Raw genomic sequence first — 22,255 nt, forward strand, 5'->3', positions numbered from 1 at the left:
CTCAGCTGGGAGAGCATCTGCCTTACAAGCAGAGGGTCGGCGGTTCGATCCCGTCAGCCTCCACCATATACTTCGTTCATAGGCATCGGCTACGGGGATCTCTCCGTACCGGTTCACCCTCATCGTCGCGGGATGGAGCAGTCTGGCAGCTCGTCGGGCTCATAACCCGAAGGTCGCAGGTTCAAATCCTGCTCCCGCAACCAAATTTTCTACTTGATCCTCGTTTGTACATACCATTGCTCAAGTAGATTGGCAGCAGTTTTTCAAGTGCAGCCAAATGTAATCTTATAATGCATGGAGCTGTGGTGAAGTTGGAGTTCACGCCGGTCTGTCACACCGGAGGTCGCGGGTTCGAGTCCCGTCAGCTCCGCCATTTTTGTTATAATGGCAAATATAATTTGGCTCGGTAGCTCAGTCGGTAGAGCAGAGGACTGAAAATCCTCGTGTCGGCGGTTCGATTCCGTCCCGAGCCACCATGTAGGGGCATAGTTTAACGGTAGAACGAAGGTCTCCAAAACCTTTGGTGTGGGTTCGATTCCTACTGCCCCTGCCAACTATGTGGCGGTCGTGGCGAAGTGGTTAACGCATCGGATTGTGGCTCCGACACTCGTGGGTTCGATTCCCATCGATCGCCCCATTTTCAATCACATATTGGGGCATAGCCAAGCGGTAAGGCAACGGACTTTGACTCCGTCATGCCTAGGTTCGAATCCTAGTGCCCCAGCCACTTTGCGGACGTAGCTCAATTGGTAGAGCGTCGCCTTGCCAAGGCGAAGGTCGCGGGTTCGAGCCCCGTCGTCCGCTCCATTGAAACCATAACAGAATTTTATTTATGAAGCATCATTTTGATGCATAATACGGAGGCATAGCCAAGTGGTAAGGCACGGGTCTGCAAAACCCTTATCCCCGGTTCAAATCCGGGTGCCTCCTCCATAGAACAGTGCCGGTATGGCGGAATTGGCAGACGCGCGCGACTCAAAATCGTGAGGGAAACCGTGGGGGTTCAAGTCCCTCTACCGGCACCATATGCTTGACCAAGGAGGAATCCATTATGGGTTCCTCTTTTTTATGTTTCATGATAACTATCACCTGATAACAAAACCTGCGGCAGAGCGGAAACCGTACACTCCGATACAAAAGTATTTTTACACACTTTACTTTGCGTAACGAAACAGCAAAGGGAACCGTCTTTAAAATGAATACGAAATAGGAAAAGAATGGGGTAACACATGGGGAAAGAAAAGAGAAGCGCGTTACGTTTCAAGAACCTGCTCATGGTTGGTTTGTCTCTCGCAGCAGTGGGATGTTCCACTGGGCCACAGGCAGCATTGCATACGGAAAAGCCTGGCGAGATTACCGCAGCTGCAGCAGCTATTTTGAATGATTCACCTGTTCAAAAGGAGGACGCAGCTGAAAAACTGCCCGCTTCGTTTATGATTGAAGCAGGCCAAGTATCGTTTCAAGGCAAAACTGGAGAGACGATCACTTCGCTTCCGCTAAAAGTGATTAAGGCTGAATTTTACATCGATGGGGACCAGCCGCAGACTGTTGGGCCCAAAAAGCCATACCCGGTGATTCCATTATCGATTCCGCAATCAAGCAAGGATGAGCTTGGTGCGTATTGGATGGATGTGTTGGGGGGAGGAAGCGTATTTTTTATCGGACCGCGGGATTGGACCTTAGGGCAAGCTGGTATTGGCGCAAATGGATCGATTGGCATCGAACTGGTTAATCCGCATGATCCGAACCAGAAGCTCAACTACTCCGACAACGCCGGAGGATGCCAAGGATGCGCGATTACCTCGATTGGAACATACTTCCCGGACAAGGAGAAGTGGGCAGAGGAACAAGGATTTCCGATCTCTGCGAAAGTTGCATTTAAAGAAAGGACGCTGGTCTCCCCAACAACCGTACAATATCTCCTCGCCGATTCTCCAGACGGTTATCACATCTCTGGTGTGGCGCATCACCTTTCCCAAGAAGGAAGCCAGAGGTTTTTGAAAATGGAAATTTCCTGCCAAGCGGAACAAGCAAAAACGGCAAAAGATATTCTCGATTTATTTGTGACTACAGGTGCTTCAGCCGCTTCCTTGTTAGAATAAAGCCAAGCAAATGAGCATAATCGCCTTTCTGCAAAATGTGGTCGGGAGCAGATTCACAGATACACATTTCGTCCTCTTATGTTAAAATAACTAGGTCACGAAAAGGATTCCCTGACGCTCTTCAGTGAATGCTATCCTTATTGAAGGCATAGACAAAACGCACGCTTACCATGGCGTGCTTTCTCTTTTCTTTTGAAGGATCGTCGACGCCGTAAGAGTAGGATTCTGCGATGTGATTCAGCAGATGGGAATCGAGAGTAGAGGTGTGAGAAGTGGGATATGGGTTACATGAGAAGCCTCCATTTGGAACGACCATTCTGTCAGCTTTGCAATGGATGATCGTCACTGTCTCCAGCAGTGTCGCCGTACCGTTGGCGATTGGAGACATTTACGGACTTACCCCTGATGAGGTCGGCCTCCTGATGCAGCAGACCATGTTTTTCGTCGGACTGGCGTCCTTCCTGCAAGTATGGATCGGCCATCGATATCCGATGATCGAAGGGCCGGCAGGGCTATGGTGGGGAATCTTTATCATTTTGGCGCAAATCGGAACCAGTGTGGGTATCGCTCCGCGGGAAATCGGGCAGTCGTTCCAGCTTGGGCTGCTGTTGGCCGGTGCGATGTTCTTTTTGTTTGGCCTGCTCGGGTGGATCGGAAAAATCCAACGCTGGTTTACTCCTCTTGTTTCAGGCACATACATGGTGCTTCTGGCAGTGTCCTTATGCAGCAGCATCGTATCGGGCATGCTGGGTATTGGCTATCAGCACGCGAAAGAAGTAAGTCCCGGGATCGCCCTGGTTTCCGTATTAATCGTTGCTCTGGTCCTGATATTTTTGCGAACGAAGCGGTTTGCCAGCTTTGCCGTGCTGCTCGGGATGGCGGCCGGCTGGATCTTGTTTGCTGTGCTAGGCTGGACGGAACCGGTACGCCATACGGATCAATGGATCGTGATGCCAACCCTGTTTTTCTGGGGTGAACCGAGGTGGGACTGGGGCGTGGTGTTGACCAGTCTGTTGACAGGCTTCGTTCTGCTTACCAACCTGGTAACAAGCATGAATGTGATGGGCAAAGCAACCCAAACACCTCCGACAGTGAGCCAGTACAACCGTGGCGGGGTATTTACGGGCGTTTCCCACATGTTGTCCGGTGTATCCGGTGTTGTCGGAATGATTCCGCTTTCGATCGCCGCAGCAGTGATCGAAACGACCAAAATGGCAGCTCGTCTCCCGTTTTTGGTAGCGATGGCAGGGATGATGCTGATCGGCCTTTTGCCGGCCGTATCTCAGTTCCTGGCTGCATTGCCTACGCCTGTCGCATATGCTGGCATGTTTATTACCTACACGCAGCTCCTTGGCTTCGGCTTGAAGGACATCGCCTCCGTCAAGCTGGACACTCGGGCAATTACCGTGGCAGGCAGTTCAATCCTCGTCGGGATCGGCGTTATGTTCGTTCCGACGACAGCTTGGCAGCATCTTCCTTCCCTGGCCAGCTTCCTGTTTGGAAACGGATTACTGCTTGGCGTGTTGGTCAGCCTGGTTCTGGAGCATGTCGTGTTTCGGCAAAAACCAGAAGAAATAGCGGAAAAAGACGGCCAGTCCGAGTGACGAGCCGTCTTTTTCCTGAGAGTTGCGGGGAACATATCGTGGGATGTTGCTTCAGATCAGCCGGTGACGATGTACGAGGATGAAACGAGGCCTCCGTTGATTTCCGTGAACATTCTGGCTGTCGTCCCCATGATTTCCTCGCGCTCGGGAAGTGTAAGCTGTTCATGGAAAAAGATGACCTGCATCAGCTGCTTGCTTTCTTCGGAAACCGGGGTGCGCTTTGAGTCAACGATCGGACTGCCGAATGCCCCCAGCTCGTCGGCCAGAACCAATTTGCCTTCCATATGTACTTCTCTGCCGTTTAAGCCCTGGTAAACATCCGCGGCCTGTCCCAAGCGGCAGACGACGTCTCCCTGTATCTGTGCTTCATCATATATACCGTAAGGCAGGGCTTGCAGAATGGAGAAAAAATTGTTTACGTCGACAGCGCTGTTGATCCAAAAGAAGGCATTCCCTTGGAGGAGTCTGCGCAGCAGCGCTTCCGAGGAGGGGCGATAGCGGCCCGGATCTATGCCGAGGCGTTTAAATGCCGAGCGCCAGTGCTGAACCCCTGCGATTTCCGTAATTTGCGACAGCTCGTGCTCCAGACGCAGCGACTCCACAAATAGATTAATCCGTCCCTGAAGCATTTTTGGAGAAGTGCTTACGGTAACGTCTGTATAATGAATAACTCCCAGCGAAAACGAAGGAAGAATCCCGGCTACCTCTTTGGCAAGCCGTACCTTCATGGCGATCACTCCCTGCGTACAGCATTTTTTGGTAGTATAGCAAAAAAATTTTGTGATCGCGACTATCCTTCGATACAATAAGAAGAAGACAGGAGGGATTCCCTGACGATGCGTGAAGTTACGATATATACCGACGGAGCATGTTCCGGCAATCCCGGCCCAGGAGGCTGGGGAGCCGTGTTGATGTATGGTGAACATAAAAAGGAGATGTCCGGTGCCGAGCAGGGAACGACCAACAACCGGATGGAGCTGAAGGCCGCGATCGAGGCATTGTCCGTCCTCAAGGAGCCTTGCAAGGTCACTCTATATAGCGATAGCGCTTATTTGGTAAATTGCTTTCAGCAAGGCTGGTACAAGGGATGGCTGCGAAACGGATGGAAGAACAGCAAGAACCAGCCAGTGGAAAACCAGGATTTGTGGAAGGAATTGCTGCGGCTGATGGAGATTCATACCGTTCAGTACGTCAAGGTAAAAGGGCATGCAGACAATGAATGGAACAACCGCTGCGATGAGCTGGCAACAGGAGCGATCAAGAAGCTGTGAACGAGCGCCAATACTGGGAAGACACAAAGCAGGCCATCATCCGCTATGCCAAGGAAATGGGGATAGACAAGATCGGTTTTGCCAGCGCTGACCCGTTTCTTACCTTGAAGCAGCGTCTCGTAGAGCACCGGGAAAAAGGCTATGAATCCGGCTTTGAAGAGCCGGATTTGGACAAACGAACCGAGCCTTCGCTGAGTTTGGAAGGGGCTCGTTCCATCATCTCGATCGCACTGGCTTATCCATCCAAGCTGAAGAATCCGCCCAAGTCTGAGCCGGGGGCGTATCGAGGAATTATGTGCCGAGCAGCCTGGGGGACCGACTACCACCATGTCCTCCGGGAGAAGCTGGACAAGCTTGCTGATTACATCAGACAACTGGAGCCGCATGCCCGGCTTGAGTCCATGGTCGATACCGGAGCGCTTTCGGATCGGGCGGTCGCCGAAAGAGCCGGCCTCGGCTGGGTGGGAAAAAACTGTGCGCTCATTACCCCTGAATTCGGTTCTTGGGTTTATCTAGGCGAGATGCTGACCAATCTTCCGCTGCCACCGGATACACCGGTAGAAGAAGGCTGCGGCGACTGCAATCTTTGTGTGGAGGCGTGCCCGACCGGGGCGCTTGTTCAGGGAGGACAACTGGACTCGCAGAAATGCGTAGCCTTTTTGACACAGGTAAAGGGTTTTATTCCCGATCAGTACCGAAGCAAGATCGGCAATCGATTGTATGGCTGCGATACTTGCCAGACGGTTTGTCCCAAAAACCGGGGCCTGCATTTTGAGCATCATCCCGAGTTTCAGCCGGACCCGGAGCTGGCCAAACCATTGCTGCTGCCCCTGCTGCAGATGAGCAACAAGGAATTCAAGCAAAAGTTCGGCAACTCCTCCTCTTCATGGCGAGGGAAAAAGCCTATTCAGCGAAATGCGATTCTCGCCTTGGCTCACTTTCGGGATCAATCCGCTGTACCGGATCTGATCCGATTGATGCAAAGCGATCCGCGGGAAGTGATCAGAGGTACAGCGGCATGGGCTCTTGGGAAAATTGGCGGTGAAGCAGCAGCAGAGGCTCTTTACAAGGCAGCAGAACAGGAACAATCGGAAGAAGTTATGGCCGAGATTCGGAAGGGAATCTCGATGCTGCAGCAGGTCCATTCTCTGCGGAAAGGGACTGTTTCCCGGGAAAAAACGGAAGAGATCAGTTAGCACACGTTTACAGGAGAAGAAAAAACGGCAAGGGAGGAATGATAAAGTGGGACAAACGATAGGTTACACCACCATGGACTCACCGATCGGACCGTTGTTATTAGCTTCTACAAAGGAAGGGCTGTGCTATATTGAATTTGGAGACGAGGAATCCGCGCTTCCTCTGCTGCAGCGGTGGGCTCGCAAAACCTTTCTCGGCGCAAATCTGGAGAAAGATGCTACGTTGAATCAGGCTGTGCAAACTGAGCTGGAAGAGTATTTTGCCGGAAAGCGGACGCGGTTTGACGTTCCGATTGTACTGTTCGGGACCCCATTTCAAAAAGCTGTGTGGAATGAGCTTACCCGGATCGGGTATGGGGAAACAAGATCGTACAAGGAGATCGCTTTGGCCATCGGGCAGGCAAAAGCGGTCCGGGCGATTGGCGGGGCGAATAACCGCAACCCGATTCCGATCATCGTTCCTTGCCATCGGGTAATCGGTTCAAATGGAGCGCTTGTCGGTTACGGAGGCGGCTTATCCATTAAAGAGCAACTATTAGCTTTGGAAGGAGCAGGAAACCCCGCTCCTTCCATCGAATCAGCAAAAGCTATCCGCTAGTCCGGATAGCTTTTTTATTGGTTTTGCGAGCATCTGGAACATCGAGAATAGAAAGATCCAAGTGTGACTCGGCTTTCCGGCTGTTCCAAAAACAGCCGCGGAGGAGGGCTCCTGCTGGTATCTTTTTCTTCTGAATCAATGTGTCGGATCATATTTTATCAGCATGGAAGGCATGCATGAAATAAAAGGTATGTGGCAGGACGTACAGGTTTGTGACAAGACGCATTGGAGCCTGAGCCTGAAGAGACAACAGACGCCTGACGAGAGATACAGGCTACCTGACAGGACACACAGTAGCTTTACAGGCAGACAGTAGCTTTACAGGCAGACAGTAGCTTTACAGGCACACAGTAGCTTTACAGGCACACAGTAGCTTTACAGGCACACAGTAGCTTTACAGGCACACAGTAGCTTTACAGGCAGACAGTAGCTTTACAGGCAGACAGTAGCTTTACAGGCAGACAGTAGCTTTACAGGCAGACAGTAGCTTTACAGGCACACAGTAGCTTTACAGGCACACAGTAGCTTTACAGAACACCCAGGAGCCCGGCAGGAGACACAGGAGCCTGACAGGACGCACAGGAGCCCGGCAGGACAGACTAGAAAGAGGGGAGGAAGTGCATTGGTGAACCGGCAGGATTCAGCGGCGGCTGTGAATCAAGAAGAATGGCAGCAGTTTCTAAAGGACTATCTGGATGACGTTCACCGCTACGGAGTTGATCAGGGTTACGAACGCATCTGGCCGTTTTGGAAAGAAGGGAAAATACGGGAATCGCTCTTTTGGAGACAGTGGCAGCGCTGGGAAGATCAGCTTCAGGAGAGAGGGGCGGTTACTACCGCTGTTCACGGGCGTGCCATCCCCCTCTTCTGGATGGAAAAGGGCAGAGAAATTCAGCTTTGCATGAGCTGGAACGTCCAGCGATGGTACACATTAAAGGGAGAGAGCAGAGTAGAGGAAGCAGAGAGAATTTTGCGTGTCATCCTGAACCGCGCAGACGGAGGATGGCATGTCGATCATATCGAAGAAATCAAAGGTGACGGAGCCTTGTCTGACGAAACGAAAGAAACGCTGTCAACTCTAGAAGAACCCGAGGATAATCTCCTCCCTACTCTTTTCGTGCACGGAGCAGGAGGATACAATTCGGGTCGGGCTATCGCGTATGCGGAGAGATACTGGAATACAGCCAATCCTGCCTATCCGCTCTTTACTGATAACTGTACGAACTTTATCTCGCAATGCTTGCATGCAGGCGGGATTCCGATGCTTTTTTCCCGGGAACAGGGGAAGGGCTGGTGGATGCGGGGCAGCGGAAAAGGTGCCAACTGGAGCTACAGCTGGACGGTGGCACATAGTTTATATTTGCTCTTAAAGTCTGGCCGGCCGCCGATGCGGGCAGTGGCAGTGCCCTCTGTCGAGCAGTTGGAGCCGGGAGATATCATCTGCTATGATTTTAACGGCGACGGACGATTCCAGCACAATACCATCGTCGTGGCAAAAGACGCGAACAACATGCCTCTGGTCAATGCAAATACAACCAACAGCCGCCTGCGTTACTGGGACTACCGCGATTCGACGGCCTATACCCCGCAAATCCGGTACGCTTTTTTTCGCATCCGTGGAACGTGATCGGATGCGGAGTCTGTTGGCTATCCATAAACAAGACAGGGCCTCTCTGTGCGAGAGGCCTTATTCATTTTGTCCGGCGCAAGAAGACGGTTTTTACAAAGGCAATGAGACGAATGGCGACGACAATTCCGGCTATCCACAAAAAATCGCCCGGAGTATGCGGTTCGCCTTTTATCGAATTCACATAGATGAGGGCGTGAAACACGACCAGGACAAATAACAGGAAATTGCTCATGTGGATGCGTTTCCAGCTGGAGCCGCCAAGCAGCTTCTCTGCATAGCGGGAAGACGTAATCCAGAGACAGAACAGGAGGATAAAGGCAATCAGACCCATGTAGTTGGCTATGCCGGTAAAAGTAAAATTGGGAGACAGTCCGCCGCCGTAGACACTGGCGTCCAGGAAGAAAAGACCGAGCCACCCTTTTGCGGTTATATCGCTTTGCAAAAAATGCAGCTGAGGCCCTTTTTCGAAAATAAACAGGACGAGTGCGACGTGGACCAGTGCACACACGCCGCCGATAATGCCCAAGTCTCTTCGGAGCAACAAAAGCTGGGGGGCAAAGCGCGCAAGCCACTGTTTGATTGGACCGAGCAGCAAAGTGAGGCTGATCAGCAGGAATGCCAAATATCCGGAAATCATACTCAGGGCTTCAGGCGTGCGGAAAAAAGAAAATTGCGGCCACTTGATCCAAAATAAAGCAAGGAGAAAAAGCAGACTGACGATAAAGGCAAGGAAACGAAACAAACGCATTTGCAAGGCCACTCCCTTTCGGTGCGATACCCGTTTTCTTTTTGATGCAGGACACCTCTGATTTGTTACAGGAAGTGGCGTCTTCAAAAGCAATGTTCGTTACACGCTTGTTGGAAAGTGAAGGTTATTGCGATTGCAAGAGTGGGCGGATTTCCTCCTTCAGAATCGGCTGGATAGGAATGATCCGATAAGAAGATGATCTCCTAAGAGGATGAGATGAATAGCGGATTTTATGAAAAAGGGATGATAAGAAAAACTTGTTTTATGAAAAAGGCGATACGATACAAAACGGATGAAGCGAATCAGTGTTAAACGCGGAGCCTGTTACAAAGCCATTCCAACGGGGCAAGCGGGTGGCCTTCCCTATGTCTGTTTATGTATAATAGAGGATGTTTGAAAGTCCGGTAACCAAGGAGATTTTTGATTATGCCGTTACACATCGTCCTTCATGAGCCGCTCATCCCTGCCAACACGGGAAATATTGCCCGTTCCTGTGCTGCTACGGGTGCGCATTTGCACTTGATTCATCCGCTCGGCTTTTCCACAGACGACCGCTATTTAAAGCGGGCAGGTCTTGATTACTGGCACGCGGTACAGGTGCATCACTACGATGATTTCGACCATTTCGTCCGCGAGCAGGGGGAAAACGCCGGTACGTTTTACTTCGTGGAAACGTGGGGAGAAAAGCTTTACACGGAGGTTTCCTTCCGTGATGGCGATTATATCATTTTGGGCAAGGAAACAACCGGTCTTCCGGAGGAGTTGACAGACCGATACCGGGAACAGACGATTCGCATTCCGATGAGCGGCGCCACCCGATCCGTCAATTTGTCCAATTGCGCTGCCATTGTCCTGTTTGAAGGGCTCAGACAGCTGGGCTTCCCCGGACTCAAATAACGAGCATGACCCGTAGCCTGACAATCATCCAAACAAGGGAGAGAACGTACATGAACACGACAACGATCCTATTTGACCTCGATGGAACACTGCTGGAAATGAGGACGGACCCGTTCGTAAAAGGATACCTGAAGGAACTGGGGCAGTATATGGGGGATAACTACGATAGTCAGGCGCTGCTCGGGATCATTTGGGAAGCGACCAAAACGATGATCATGAACCAGGACCCCGAAAAAACGAATGAGCAAGTCTTCATCGAATACTTTGCAGAGCACAGCCCTTGGTCAAAGGAAGAGCTGTGGCCGCTGTTCGACAAGTTTTATCAAGAAGTGTTCCCATCGCTCTCCCATCTGACGCATCCGTCCCCTTGGGCGAAAAAAATTATTGAAGCGGCAAAAGAGCAAGGGTATCGTGTAGCTGTCGCCACGAATCCGGTTTTTCCGCGTGATGCCATTCATAGCCGGTTGGCCTGGATTGAACTGTCTCCGGACGATTTTGAGCTGGTCACAGTCTACGAGGAGTCCCATTTTACCAAGCCGAATCCGGGCTACTTCCAGGAGATCTGCAGCAAGCTGGGAGTCAAGCCTGAGGAATGCGTCATGGTCGGCAACCACATGCAGGAAGATATGGTCGCCAGCAAAGTGGGGATGAAGACGTTCCTCGTGACAAATTGGCTGGAGGATCGCGGAGAGCCGCAATATCCAGTCGATCAACAGGGAACGCTCGAGGAGCTTTATACGGCGATCACGGAGCGGACAGGCCTGTTTGCCAAGTAATGCTGAAGGCAGCGATTTATACTGAAAGATTGAGCAGGTACCAGGTGCCTGCTCTTTTTGTGGTTGGACCACCGCCATACTGCGCCGCAATTTAACTCAGAATTGGAGCACGTTCAGATTGCGCCGGCGACGTAGGTCGGAAGGGACGCATGTTCAGATCGCATGGCGAGAAAATCCGAGAGACACACGTACGGTTTTCACCCAGCGACGTACGCCGTAGGAGAAGCGCATGCTCAGATTGCGTATATTGCTGCTGCAGCAGACAAGCCACAATCTTTCATTGTTATCCCATCATTTTCACATAGTTCTTGGCTACTCTATTCCTGCACCAGGAAATCTGGAGATGGCAAGAGTGAAGGAGAGGGTTTTGATGAAAAAATGTGTGTCTTCCATTTTGTCATTGAGCCTGCTTTTGGGAGGCGTATCCGTTGTCAACGCAGCGGAAGTGCCATCCGTGGACAAGGCAGCTCATGCAAAAGCGAGCAAACCTGCAAACACCGGGAAACAGGCAAAGGCTGAAGCGCGCCAGCAGCATCTGGACAAAATCAAAGCGCTCGCAGAAAAATGGGGCATTGATACCACGAACATGACAGTCGAGCAAATGAAAGAGGCCTACAAAGCGAAGCGTGCGGAATTGAACGCGGAGAAATTGGCCAAGCTCAAGGAAAAGGCCCAAAAGTGGGGCATACAGCTCGATGGAAAGACGGCTAAAGAAGTGAAGGCAGCCATAAAGGCAAAACAAGCGGAAAAGCACGAGCAGCAGCTGGCCAAGCTTGTGGAAAAGGCCGGAAAAGCGGGGGTAGAAACATCTGCTGGCCAGACTCCGAAGGAAATCAAACAGATGATCCAGGCCAAAAAGGCCGAAACCAAACAGCAGCGTCAAGCCAAACAGGCAGAGCATATTGCCAAGCTGCAGGAAAAGGCGGCTCAGCTGGGGACCGATGCAACTGGAAAAACAGCAAAAGAGCTGAAGGAAGCGATCAAAGCGAAAAAGGCCGAAATGAAAGCAGCGAATAAAGCCGAAAAAAAGGCTGAGAAACAAGCAGAGAAGCAAGCGAGCAAAGAGGCAAAGCAAAAGGCGAAGCAAGAAGCAAGGCAACAGGAAAAACAAGCACCAAAACAAGCAGCTCAGCAACAGAATCAGGTGTAACAACCCTCGTAGTGGGTCTTGGGGAATGGAGTCATCGTGTTTCGATGGCTCCTTTTTTTCGATCAAAAGGATAAGGGAGCGAAGGCTTCGGCGAAAAGCTTGGCCTATCCAAGTTTCGCGATCAAAAAAAACAGGATGCCTGTCAAAGGCAGCCTGTTTTTTTCCTGGGAGCGATGTGAAAAGGAAAGCCTCAATAAGGCTTGGCCTTACAGATTCCAGGTCTTGTCTTCGTTATATCCTGCCGTCAGAATGAAAAACAGAAATGCGGCAAAGACCAATCCTACGATAAACGTACCCATGTTGGACTGCTCCTTTCGTTACCAAACTACTCCCATTATAACCTAGCCTTCCCTGTTTGCAAGGGAAATACGGAGAGCGCTTTCTGTCATTCTGATGAATTTTTTGGCGCCGTTTTCCAGAGGGAACGGGCAGCGATACAGGCCCATGCCAAAACGCTTATCCGATCATCAAGTTCGCTGAAACATGTGTCGTCTTCGCGCATACAGATAGGAAAAGACAGCAAAAATGTCGTGTCTTTGGTTGAGAGCAGCTTCGATAAGAATGCGTGGCCGCTGGCGGACATATACATGAAAGTACATGGTCGTTCGCGAAGAGAGAGGGCTTAAGAGGGAGGAGAGACGAGCATGGACATTTTAAAGCGCATCGCCGAGCATCGGGCCCGAGAAGAAAAGATGATGTGGAAAGGCACATTTGCTGAATATCTGGAACTGGTTCGTAAAAATCCGCAGATTGCCCAGACTGCTCACTCACGCGTCTATAATATGATCAAGAGTGCCGGCGTAGAGGAAAACGAGGACGATAGCCGCTCCTATCGTTTTTTTAGTCGGGAGATTTTTGGTCTGGATCGCGCGATTGAACGATTGGTGGAGGAATACTTTCACTCTGCCGCCCGCCGATTGGATGTACGCAAGCGGATTTTGCTATTGATGGGCCCGGTCAGCGGCGGGAAATCGACGATTGTGACGATGCTCAAAAAGGGATTGGAGGAGTATTCCCGGACAGATGAGGGAGCCGTTTATGCACTGGACGGATGCCCGATGCAGGAAGAGCCGCTCCATCTGATTCCGCATGAATTGAGACCGGAAATTGAGGAAGAGCTGGGGATCAAGATCGAAGGGGAATTGACTCCTTATAATCGCATGCGTCTGGAAACCGAGTTCGGAGGGCGTATTGAAGACTTCCCCGTCAGGCGAATCTTTTTCTCGGAGGCGGAGCGTGTCGGGATCGGAACCTTCAGTCCATCTGACCCCAAGTCTCAGGATATTGCTGATTTGACGGGAAGCATCGATTTTTCCACCATCACGAAATACGGCTCGGAATCGGACCCCCGCGCCTACCGCTTCGATGGCGAGCTGAACAAGGCCAACCGGGGCCTTATGGAATTCCAGGAAATGCTGAAGTGCGATGAAAAATTTCTTTGGCACCTGCTCTCGCTCACACAGGAAGGCAATTTCAAGGCTGGACGCTTTGCCTTGATTTCTGCCGATGAGCTAATCGTCGCGCATACGAACGAGTCAGAGTACAAAGCTTTTATCGCCAATAAAAAGAACGAAGCGCTGCAATCCCGCATCATCGTCATGCCGATCCCCTACAATTTGCGGGTGAGCGACGAGGAAAAAATATATGCAAAGCTGATCAAGCAGTCTGATCTGGGACACGTGCATATCGCTCCGCACGCGCTGCGGTCGGCGGCAACCTTCTCCATTTTGACCCGCCTGAAGGAGTCAAAGAAACAAGGAGCCGATCTGCTGAAAAAGATGCGTCTCTACGATGGCGAGTCGGTGGAGGGCTTCAAGGGTTCCGATCTGGACGAACTGAGAAACGAGCATGCTGACGAAGGGATGTCAGGCATCGATCCCCGCTACGTGATCAACCGTATCTCCAGCGCGCTGATCCGACGGGATACGGAGTGCATCAACGCGCTCGATATTCTGCGCGCGCTGAAGGAAGGCTTTGACCAGCATCCGTCCATCACCAAGGAGCAGCGGGAGCGTTATCTCAACTTTATTTCCATGGCTCGCAAGGAATACGACGAATTGGCCAAAAAAGAGGTTCAGAAGGCGTTCGTCTACAGCTACGAGGAGTCCGCCAAAACGCTGATGGACAATTACCTCGACAATGTGGAAGCCTACGCCAACATGAATAAGCTCCGCGACCCGGTCACCGGCGAGGAGATGGACCCGGATGAGCGCTTGATGCGTTCCATTGAAGAGCAGATCGGCATCTCGGAAAATGCGAAGCGGGCATTCCGTGAAGAAATTTTGATCCGGATTTCCGCATACGCCCGCAAAGGAAAGCGATTTGACTACAGCACGCATGACCGGCTCCGCGAAGCGATCGAGAAAAAGCTGTTTACCGATTTGAAGGACGTCGTCAAAATTACGACCTCCAACAAAACGCCGGATGAACATCAATTGAAAAAGATCAATGAAGTAACGCGAAGGTTGATCGATGAGCATCACTATTGCCCTGTTTGTGCCAACGAGCTGCTGCGATATGTAGGCAGTCTGCTGAATAGGTAAAAGGGGGCACCCAAAGGGCACTTTTGGATCTGGCTTGACGATGAAGTAATTCGGCGCAGCTGCGCCAGTAGGAGGGGACCCTATGGAGGATTCGGTACCGTTTGTCGTCTCCAGGGAAGACTGGTCGCTGCACCGCAAAGGGTACCAGGACCAAACCCGCCACCAGGAAAAGGTGAAGGAAGCGATCAAGAAGAACTTGCCTGACCTGGTCAGCGAAGAAAATATCATCATGTCAAACGGGCGTGACGTGATTAAAATTCCGATTCGCTCTCTGGATGAATACCGGCTGCGGTACAACTTCCAAAAAGGAAAGCATGCCGGGCAAGGAAAAGGGGACACCAAAGTAGGGGATGTCATTGCCAAGGACGGCGATCCCGCCCAAGGGGCCGGGAAGGGCCAGGGCGCCGGCGACCAGCCGGGCGTCGACTATTTCGAAGCGGAAATCACCGTGGAAGAGCTTGAGGAAATGCTCTTTTCGGAGCTGGAGCTGCCGAATCTCCAGCGCAAGGACGAAGACCAGATCGTGATCGAAGAGACGCGGTTTAACGACGTTCGCAAAAAAGGCTTGATGGGCAATATTGACAAAAAGCGGACATTGATCGCGGCGATTCGTCGCAATGCGCTGGCCGGGTACAGCGACATGGAGCTGGGGATCAGCGACGACGACCTGCGATTCAAAACGTGGGAGGAGATCATCAAGCCGCACTCCAATGCTGTGATCATTGCGATGATGGATACGTCGGGAAGTATGGGGGTTTTTGAAAAGTACATCGCCCGCAGCTTCTTTTTCTGGATGGTTCGCTTTCTGCGGACCAAGTACGAGAAGGTGGACATTGCTTTTATCGCCCATCATACAGATGCCAAGGAAGTGCCGGAAGAAGTGTTTTTCTCCAAGGGCGAAAGCGGGGGAACGATTTGTTCGTCGGCCTACAGAAAGGCGCTGGAAATCATCGACAGCCGCTACCCGCCCTCACAGTACAACATATATCCGTTTCACTTTTCCGACGGCGACAACCTGACTTCAGACAATGAACGCTGCGTCAAGCTGGTCAAGGAATTGATGGAGCGGTGCAATATGTTCGGGTATGGGGAGGTCAACCAATACAACAGGCACTCCACTTTGATGTCCGCTTATCGGCACATCAAGGACCCGAAGTTCATGCATTGCGTGATCAGGGAAAAAGGCGAGGTATACAAAGCGCTGCGGACGTTTTTTGGGAAGAAGGAAGAGATTGTGAGGTAGCGGGAGAAGTAATACGTCAAGGTATCCAAAGTAAATGCATCTCTGCAAGAGGTAATAAAAACGCCTTTTCTCAAATGGGGGGAGGCGTTTTTTCATGGGGAGCTGCTGTTTCGGCTCCCTTTTTCCCAGAACGGGTAGGCAGTCAACCTTCGATAGCAGACGCGGATTCCATGCTGTTGTATGCTTTGTTTTGCCCGTTGTACATTGTCTTCTGATCCGTTGATAGAACGCTGTGTGCGATGAAAGTCGCCCGCACGGTGTAGGTTGTCATTACAGGTGGAAAGAACGAAGGTGAATCAAATGTGATTACTCACACTGTCATGTAATCCATCAACGGCCCTCGGGAAGTCCCGGCGGCATTTATTAACGCCAGGACGATGAGCCGGCCTCGAACCTGATCGGGGACGACGTTAAGCGATGACTGGACAAAAAAGAGCGGCAGCTAGGAGTAAGAATGACGTCCTAGAATGCCGTTTGTCCCGTTAAACGGTCGTTCTCGTCTGCATGAATGATGTATTTCTTGAGTGAATTATTCAATGTATTCGGCGAGGTTCTCCAGGCTAGACCTTAAACCAACGTCGTGATCTTCCTTTCGAATACCTTCAGGTACGTTCTCACATTGAATGGTAACAGCAGTGCCTTCTGGAACGGCTGCTAAAGTCCATGTCATGATCATCTCCCCTGAAAATTGGGGGTCGTCGGACTGAAAAATTACTGCTTGTACAATTCGCTCATCTGGGGTAAGCTCTAAAAATTTACCATTGACGACATCGGCATGTTCCGAGGTTTTACCACGGGTTGAATGGTCTTTATCGAGATAGGTTAGAGACATTTGATAAGATCCACCGACACGAGCCTCAAACTTTAAGATTTGGCCACTCATCCCCTTTGGGGGCAGCCACGAAATCAGAGCCACCGGGTCCACGAGGGCCTCATAGATTTTGCTTGGGGATGCCTTGATGATTCTCGAAGCAGTGTCGGTTCTCCTCTTGCTCGATGGGGTTGTCACTGCTTTCAACCTCCTTTTTTAGATGTCATGGTCAGTAAATTACTATGTGTAATATACTAGCACACAGATTGTGTTCTCATTTCTTTTGAATTGCTTAGTTTTCGTATGAGAGTATCGTGCCTTGGCACATTTCGATTTCTTTATCCTGACCGTTCGTTTTGCAGCTTTTGATGAAATTTATCCCCAATATCTGGAAATTCCGGAGGCCACCGTCAGTGAACACGAAATATTCACATCGCTCCAAGAAGCAATAAAAACGCCTTTTCTCAATTCGAGAGAGGCGTTTTTACATGGAGAGAAATATACATCAACATCCATTCCGTTACTTGACTGTCAACCTAACATCCATCGTCTTGCTTCTATGCTGATCCCATGTTGCCAACGTTTCAAATGTGTAATCTGCTGTGCCGGGTATCTCGGCTTTCAACGTTGTGTCATTTGCCCAATCCAGCGAAATGATCGGGATTGTAAACTCCGGTGCAGTCAACATGCTGGCCAATTCGTTTTTGCCTTGAAATTCTGCCAAGGTAAATGGCTCTGTGCGAATCACCATGACACTGTTTCTGACAACCTCCGTCCCTTCATTTCTCCCCAATAGGACAGCTACATAGTTGCCGTCGGGGGAAAAAATATGTCTCTGAAAAATGCTGCCGGAATGCAAGTGGATAACCTTCTGTTCATCGTTTTTAATCTGGACCAATGCGTGGTCACAAAGCTTTGCACCGCAGGAGTAGCGAATATCTGCGTAGATATCCCCGGATTTTTACGTGAATGAATGTGTCTGTACGCGTTTGAATTCAATTTCCCGCCCCGTTTGATCAACCTGATGGAGGTAGTCGTTGAGTGGGTTTTGGATGGTTGCCTGATTGAAAGGTTCACCAGCATCGGGAGCACAGCCTGAAATCAGCAGGAGAGCTAAGGACATTGTCAAACAGGATTGACGTATTTTTCTCATGAGCATAGCTTCCTTAGGTTTTTAAAACTTGTCGTTCAAGAGAGACCTATTGCTTCTTTGCTTTCCACAACTGCACCAGATTCAGACCATAATAAGAAATAAACAGGCCTAGAATAAAGAAAGCCATGACGATGCCGTAGTCATCGCCGGAAACCTCGTAACTGACAACAGTCCGTACTCCATACCTTATTGCCATGTAGGCTAAGACAAAGAGAAGTACAAACCCGTATCGCAGCCATTTGCTCTTATTTTGCATGCTCTCTTTTTTCAGCTTCATCAGATAGCGCAAGTATCCGACGATTATGCCAATAACGAATATCACGACAAACAGATAGCGCAGTGGGTGCACGTCGATAAAAGTTTTGGCAATGGTCGGTATGGCACACGCCAACAGGATCAACACGGCAATGATGTAAAAATTGATCGAGCGATTATTCAAGGGACAGAAAGCCTCCCATCAAAATTTTTTTAATCAGATGTAATAATACCATAAAATAGGAGTCATATGAACCTTGCCTGAATTTACATAAACAGTCCGAGGAACGACAGCAAGAAAAACTGGATTCTGCGCATCAGGTTGATTGCATTCTTCAGCAGAAGCGGACAGTCGCGGAGTGAATATTTTTCCCCTCCAATGGAAAATATGGCTAATAGCAAGTCAACAAAAAGTTTGGGGGGCTCTTCATGTTTAAAAAGATGAACGTTTTGGCACTGGCTTTGGTCCTGGCAGCAACTATGGGACTGACCGCTAACGCGGAAACCGGAGGCACAGGGAATGTAGGGGGAACCAATGCTCCCGGGAATATGACCGGAGCAGGTGGGCCCGGTAATGCGGGCGTCAATAATGTAAACCAGGGCACGTACAGAACAGCCGCTGCCGACAATGATACGGACTGGGGCTGGATTGGTTTGCTGGGCCTGGCTGGTCTTGCAGGCTTAATGGGCAGAAACAGAAATCGCGAACCTCAAAGATAGTAATAGGAACCTGCCTTGCAGCTATGAAAGCGCGCCTCTTAAAGCAGGCATTGGAGATCGCAAATGAAATCCAATGCTGCTTTAGGAGGTGTATTTTATTTTACGGTGCAGATTTGCTCCCGGACCGTGATCAGTTCAAACTGTGATGCCTGGCCGGAACCGGTGAGATAAAGAACAGCTTTTCCATTTTATGGATAAATCAGGCAGCAATTTTTTCAGTATTGTATTGATTTTACATTTTGATTACTATCGAACTATGAATGCAGGATGCGGATGTCTCTGCAGCTTGCTTTTAGAATAGTATAAAATCGCTTCGGTTCATGTCGAAGTGTGCATGCAATGTGAAGGAGGAGTGCAGAAGTGAATTCAAGTCCGGATATTGTCGAAGTCGCTTCGCTGATCGGAGAACCGTCCCGTGTAGCGATCCTGATCAGTCTGATCGGGGGAAAAGCATTGCCTGCCAGCGAATTGGCCCGCATAGCCCGAATTACTCCGCAGACAGCCAGCTCTCATCTTGCCAAGCTGGTAGAAGGCGGTCTTCTGAGCCAGGAGTCTTATGGGCGCCATCGTTATTACCGGCTCGCCAATCCCGAGGTGGCGCATGCACTGGAAGCGTTGCAAGCAATTGCCGTGCCGAAACCGGTACGCTCGCTGCGGGAATCGGACCAGATGAAGGCCTTGCAATACGCACGCACTTGCTACGATCACCTCGCGGGCAAGATCGGCGTGGCCTTGACGGACAGGCTTCTCGAATTGGGGTTGATCCAGGAGTCGGGAAAGGACTTTCTGTTGAGTGCAGAAGGCAAAGCAAAGCTGCAGGCCCTGGGGGTTGAGGTCGATCCTCCCCCAAAAAGCCGCCGCCATTTTGCCCGTCAATGCCTGGACTGGAGTGAACGCCGCCATCACGTAGCAGGAAGCTTGGGGGCTTCGCTGACCAAACGGCTGTTTGAGCTGGGCTGGATCGAGCGACTTCCGGATGGGCGGGCTGTTCGCGTGACGGCTGCAGGCATCAGCGGGCTGTCAGAAGAATTTGGATTGAAGCTCTAATGAAACAAGGAGAGAAGAGGCGGGTCATGCCTTGTATGCCAATTCCGGCGTTGTCAAAATGGAGCTGCTGAAAAGAGAGGTATGACGATAATAACTTTTGTCAATTCGTACACTTTTCGTAACTTACCTCCGATTTGGTTGTCAACCTGTATAGATATGGTAAGGTAAAATGAAGCATCTCAATAAATTGCTCTTGTATACCCGCCGGAGCATTCGTTTTTGCGCTGGCGCATCCAATAAAAAGAATCGGTGATAAAACATGAGTACGGACGCATTTTCTGTGAAACAGGGGGAGCCAAAGGAGCTTTCACGGGAACAAACCGACAAACTGAAAGAGGTGGAGCGAGAGCTTGCCGATGTGAAGTACGCTCTCGACCAGTCCTCGATCGTTGCGATTACAGATCGCCGGGGAACGATTCTTCACGCGAATGATCAATTTTGCAAGATTTCCGGTTATTTGCGGGAGGAATTGATCGGCCAGGATCATCGCATCCTGAACGCGGGTTTTCACCCCAAGGAATTTTTCAAAGACATGTGGGCAACCATCGGATCGGGTGAGATCTGGCGCGGAGAGATTCAAAATCGGGCCAAGGACGGCTCGTTCTACTGGGTAGATACGACGATTGTTCCGTTTCTGGATGAAGAGGGCAAACCGTATCAGTACGTCTCCATTCGAAACGACATTACCGCACGCAAAAAAATGGAGGAGGAAGTCCGACAGAGTGAGGAAAAGTACCGGCTGATCACGGAGAATACGACTGACATGATCTCCGTGATTGATCGGGAAGGAAATTTTCTATACCTGTCCCCCTCGCATGAAACGGTGCTCGGCTACGATATCCGTAATGTCGGGGTCAACAATCTGCTCGCCTGGATCGAAGAAGAAGACCGCGAGATTATGGTCGAAGCCATTCAACATACGTTTTCGGCCCGAAAGAGCAGGCAGATTGAATACCGCCTCCGCACGCTCGAGCAGAAATGTATCTGGGTCGAAACGACGATCACTCCCGTAATGAGCGAGTCAGGAAATGTAAGAAAACTGGTTTTGGTTTGCCGTGAAATTACGGAGAGAAAGAAGTCGGAACAGACGATTCATCACCTGGCTTACCATGATACGTTGACTGACTTGCCGAATCGCAGACTGTTTGTGCAGTATCTCAGCAAGGAGCTGAACCAAGCCAAACGGGTCGGCTCCAAGCTCGCAGTGCTGTTCCTGGATTTGGATCGATTGAAGGACATCAATGACACATGGGGGCACGACGTCGGCGATTTGATTTTGCTGGAGGCGTCGAAACGGCTGAAAAGCTGTACACGCAAGCATGACATGGTGGCCCGCCTGGGCGGTGACGAGTTCACGATTGTCCTGCCCAATATCACGGGGCGCGATGAGGTGGAAGGGATTGTCTTTCGACTGCAAAGCGAGCTGCGCAAGCCTCTGGAGGTAGCCGGTCAGAGCTTTACCTTGTCCATGAGCATCGGGATCGCCATGTTCCCGGAAGACGGGGAACAGACGGATGATCTCCTGAAGCGCTCGGACACTGCTCTCTACGTAGTGAAATCGAGGGGACGAAATGGGTACGAGTTCTTCGATCCGACGATGGAGGTTAAGACGCTGGAGCGAATTCTGATGGAAAATGAACTGCGCAAAGCGATAGCGCAGGAGCATTTTGAAATCTATTACCAGCCGAAAAAAGACTTGTCTACAGGGAAGCTGACCGGGATGGAGGCGCTCGTGCGCTGGATTCATCCTGAACTGGGTGTGATTCCGCCCAACCGCTTTATCCCGATCGCTGAAGAAACGGGTATGATTATCGAGCTGGGCGAATGGATTTTGCGCCGTGCCTGTCAGCAAAATAAACGCTGGCAGGAGGAAGGATTTCCTCCGCTAAAAGTATCGGTAAACCTGTCGGCCCGCCAGCTTCACCAGAAAAATCTGGTCGAGGTGATCGAAGCCATCCTTCAGGAAACAGGTCTTGATCCGCAGTGGCTGGAGCTGGAGATCACGGAAAGTGTACTGGTCAAATTGGAAGAAGCCATCACCATTTTGCATGCGATACGCGAATCAGGCGTTCAAATTTCCATTGATGATTTCGGAACAGGCTATAATTCTTTTAGTTATATTAAACATTTGCCAATCGATACGATTAAAATCGATGCTTCATTTATTCAGGATATCCATCAAAATCAGGAAAGCCAGGCGATTGTGAAAGCCATCGTGACGATTGCGGAAAGCCTCAATCTCAACGTCATCGCCGAAGGTGTCGAGCTGCTCGATCAGGTAGCGGCGCTAAGCGAGAACGGGTGTGATCAAGGTCAGGGCTATTTGTTCAGCAAGCCTCTGCCGACGCGGGATTTTGAACATTACTTGCTTGCTGTTCAAAACAACTGACTGGCTCTTGGAAGGGACGCAGCGGACAGGATGGCTAAAGGGGGCGGAAGCGTAGGGAACGCAATCCTTTCGCGAGAGCATAGTTGGGCGCACCACCTCTTGGGCGCGACATAAGCTATGGT

General features: G+C 50.6%; 19 protein-coding genes and 10 tRNA genes (1 of these 29 only partly in view). 24 read left to right on the top strand and 5 right to left on the bottom strand.

Going from position 1 to position 22,255, the window contains the following annotated elements; all coding sequences use genetic code 11:
* From NST37_RS05525 to NST37_RS05580, 12 genes are all read left to right on the top strand, one after another.
* Positions 1-66: transfer RNA gene (locus NST37_RS05525), tRNA-Val, on the top strand; it begins 10 nt to the left of the window's first position.
* 60 nt (positions 67-126) lie between these two features.
* Positions 127-203, top strand: a tRNA-Met gene (locus NST37_RS05530).
* A gap of 93 nt (positions 204-296) precedes the next feature.
* Positions 297-373, top strand: a tRNA-Asp gene (locus NST37_RS05535).
* 27 nt (positions 374-400) lie between these two features.
* Positions 401-476 (top strand) — tRNA-Phe (locus tag NST37_RS05540).
* Positions 477-479: 3 nt separating this feature from the next.
* Positions 480-553 (top strand) — tRNA-Trp (locus NST37_RS05545).
* An 8-nt stretch (positions 554-561) separates the two neighbouring features.
* A tRNA-His gene (locus NST37_RS05550) sits at positions 562-637 on the top strand.
* 15 nt (positions 638-652) lie between these two features.
* Positions 653-727: transfer RNA gene (locus tag NST37_RS05555), tRNA-Gln, on the top strand.
* A 4-nt stretch (positions 728-731) separates the two neighbouring features.
* A tRNA-Gly gene (locus NST37_RS05560) sits at positions 732-807 on the top strand.
* A 52-nt stretch (positions 808-859) separates the two neighbouring features.
* Positions 860-933 (top strand) — tRNA-Cys (locus NST37_RS05565).
* Between the two features lie 9 nt (positions 934-942).
* Positions 943-1,025: transfer RNA gene (locus tag NST37_RS05570), tRNA-Leu, on the top strand.
* 204 nt (positions 1,026-1,229) lie between these two features.
* On the top strand, positions 1,230-2,102 hold the full coding sequence (locus NST37_RS05575) for a DUF4850 domain-containing protein (RefSeq protein WP_003392231.1): 873 nt from the start codon (positions 1,230-1,232) through the stop codon (positions 2,100-2,102).
* A 272-nt stretch (positions 2,103-2,374) separates the two neighbouring features.
* The gene (locus NST37_RS05580) at positions 2,375-3,706 is read left to right on the top strand and encodes a purine/pyrimidine permease (RefSeq protein ID WP_024985499.1); all 1,332 of its coding nucleotides are present in this window, start codon (positions 2,375-2,377) and stop codon (positions 3,704-3,706) included.
* A 56-nt stretch (positions 3,707-3,762) separates the two neighbouring features.
* On the opposite strand, the gene NST37_RS05585 is transcribed toward NST37_RS05580, so the two are convergent.
* Positions 3,763-4,434 carry a phenylalanine--tRNA ligase beta subunit-related protein gene (locus NST37_RS05585; RefSeq protein ID WP_003392227.1) on the bottom strand — a complete coding sequence of 224 codons (672 nt, stop codon included), beginning with the start codon at positions 4,432-4,434 and terminating at the stop codon, positions 3,763-3,765.
* Between the two features lie 108 nt (positions 4,435-4,542).
* On the opposite strand from NST37_RS05585, the gene rnhA reads away from it, so the two are divergent.
* From rnhA to NST37_RS05605, 4 genes are all read left to right on the top strand, one after another.
* Entirely contained in the window at positions 4,543-4,977 is a 435-nt protein-coding gene (gene rnhA, locus NST37_RS05590) for a ribonuclease HI (protein WP_003392226.1), read from the top strand.
* A complete protein-coding gene (queG, locus tag NST37_RS05595) occupies positions 4,974-6,173 on the top strand; it encodes a tRNA epoxyqueuosine(34) reductase QueG (protein ID WP_141334229.1) in 1,200 nt (399 codons plus the stop codon). Before rnhA ends, queG begins: the two co-directional genes overlap by 4 nt.
* A 46-nt stretch (positions 6,174-6,219) precedes the next feature.
* Positions 6,220-6,771, top strand: a complete 552-nt coding sequence (locus tag NST37_RS05600; RefSeq protein WP_039071374.1) for a methylated-DNA--[protein]-cysteine S-methyltransferase — start codon at positions 6,220-6,222, stop codon at positions 6,769-6,771.
* 625 nt (positions 6,772-7,396) lie between these two features.
* Positions 7,397-8,398, top strand: coding sequence for an amidase domain-containing protein (locus NST37_RS05605; protein ID WP_003392221.1), 1,002 nt, complete (start codon positions 7,397-7,399; stop codon positions 8,396-8,398).
* A 64-nt stretch (positions 8,399-8,462) separates the two neighbouring features.
* Here the strand turns inward: NST37_RS05605 and NST37_RS05610 are convergent, their stop codons facing one another.
* Positions 8,463-9,149, bottom strand: coding sequence for a ferric reductase-like transmembrane domain-containing protein (locus NST37_RS05610; protein WP_339186392.1), 687 nt, complete (start codon positions 9,147-9,149; stop codon positions 8,463-8,465).
* 426 nt (positions 9,150-9,575) lie between these two features.
* Between NST37_RS05610 and trmL the strand changes: the two genes are divergently transcribed.
* The 5 genes from trmL to yhbH all read left to right on the top strand — a co-directional run bounded on the left by trmL (position 9,576) and on the right by yhbH (position 15,758).
* Entirely contained in the window at positions 9,576-10,046 is a 471-nt protein-coding gene (gene trmL / locus NST37_RS05615; RefSeq protein ID WP_003392216.1) for a tRNA (uridine(34)/cytosine(34)/5-carboxymethylaminomethyluridine(34)-2'-O)-methyltransferase TrmL, read from the top strand.
* A gap of 50 nt (positions 10,047-10,096) precedes the next feature.
* Positions 10,097-10,822 (top strand): HAD family hydrolase, encoded by a 726-nt coding sequence (locus tag NST37_RS05620; protein WP_003392214.1) that lies wholly within the window; start codon positions 10,097-10,099, stop codon positions 10,820-10,822.
* A 370-nt stretch (positions 10,823-11,192) separates the two neighbouring features.
* Complete coding sequence (locus NST37_RS05625; RefSeq protein WP_339186394.1) at positions 11,193-11,972, top strand: hypothetical protein; 780 nt, start codon at positions 11,193-11,195, stop codon at positions 11,970-11,972.
* Positions 11,973-12,616: 644 nt separating this feature from the next.
* A complete protein-coding gene (locus NST37_RS05630; protein ID WP_003392210.1) occupies positions 12,617-14,515 on the top strand; it encodes a PrkA family serine protein kinase in 1,899 nt (632 codons plus the stop codon).
* 82 nt (positions 14,516-14,597) lie between these two features.
* A complete protein-coding gene (yhbH, locus tag NST37_RS05635; protein ID WP_003392207.1) occupies positions 14,598-15,758 on the top strand; it encodes a sporulation protein YhbH in 1,161 nt (386 codons plus the stop codon).
* A gap of 529 nt (positions 15,759-16,287) precedes the next feature.
* Here the strand turns inward: yhbH and NST37_RS05640 are convergent.
* The 3 genes from NST37_RS05640 to NST37_RS05650 all read right to left on the bottom strand — a co-directional run bounded on the left by NST37_RS05640 (position 16,288) and on the right by NST37_RS05650 (position 18,161).
* A complete protein-coding gene (locus NST37_RS05640) occupies positions 16,288-16,767 on the bottom strand; it encodes an SRPBCC family protein (RefSeq protein ID WP_024985504.1) in 480 nt (159 codons plus the stop codon).
* Positions 16,768-17,089: 322 nt separating this feature from the next.
* Complete coding sequence (locus tag NST37_RS05645; RefSeq protein ID WP_339186396.1) at positions 17,090-17,428, bottom strand: hypothetical protein; 339 nt, start codon at positions 17,426-17,428, stop codon at positions 17,090-17,092.
* 340 nt (positions 17,429-17,768) lie between these two features.
* Positions 17,769-18,161, bottom strand: coding sequence for a hypothetical protein (locus NST37_RS05650; protein ID WP_031933502.1), 393 nt, complete (start codon positions 18,159-18,161; stop codon positions 17,769-17,771).
* A 245-nt stretch (positions 18,162-18,406) separates the two neighbouring features.
* Between NST37_RS05650 and NST37_RS05655 the strand changes: the two genes are divergently transcribed.
* The 3 genes from NST37_RS05655 to NST37_RS05665 all read left to right on the top strand — a co-directional run bounded on the left by NST37_RS05655 (position 18,407) and on the right by NST37_RS05665 (position 22,133).
* Positions 18,407-18,697, top strand: coding sequence for a WGxxGxxG family protein (locus NST37_RS05655; RefSeq protein ID WP_003392197.1), 291 nt, complete (start codon positions 18,407-18,409; stop codon positions 18,695-18,697).
* Between the two features lie 360 nt (positions 18,698-19,057).
* Positions 19,058-19,744: a winged helix-turn-helix domain-containing protein gene (locus NST37_RS05660; protein ID WP_003392195.1), complete on the top strand. Its 687-nt coding sequence runs from the start codon at positions 19,058-19,060 to the stop codon at positions 19,742-19,744.
* A 259-nt stretch (positions 19,745-20,003) separates the two neighbouring features.
* Entirely contained in the window at positions 20,004-22,133 is a 2,130-nt protein-coding gene (locus NST37_RS05665; RefSeq protein ID WP_031933501.1) for a bifunctional diguanylate cyclase/phosphodiesterase, read from the top strand.
* Positions 22,134-22,255: the final 122 nt, after the last annotated feature.

It is taken from the genome of Brevibacillus sp. FSL K6-6036 (genome assembly GCF_037964015.1).
In the GTDB taxonomy this organism is placed as follows: domain Bacteria; phylum Bacillota; class Bacilli; order Brevibacillales; family Brevibacillaceae; genus Brevibacillus; species Brevibacillus borstelensis.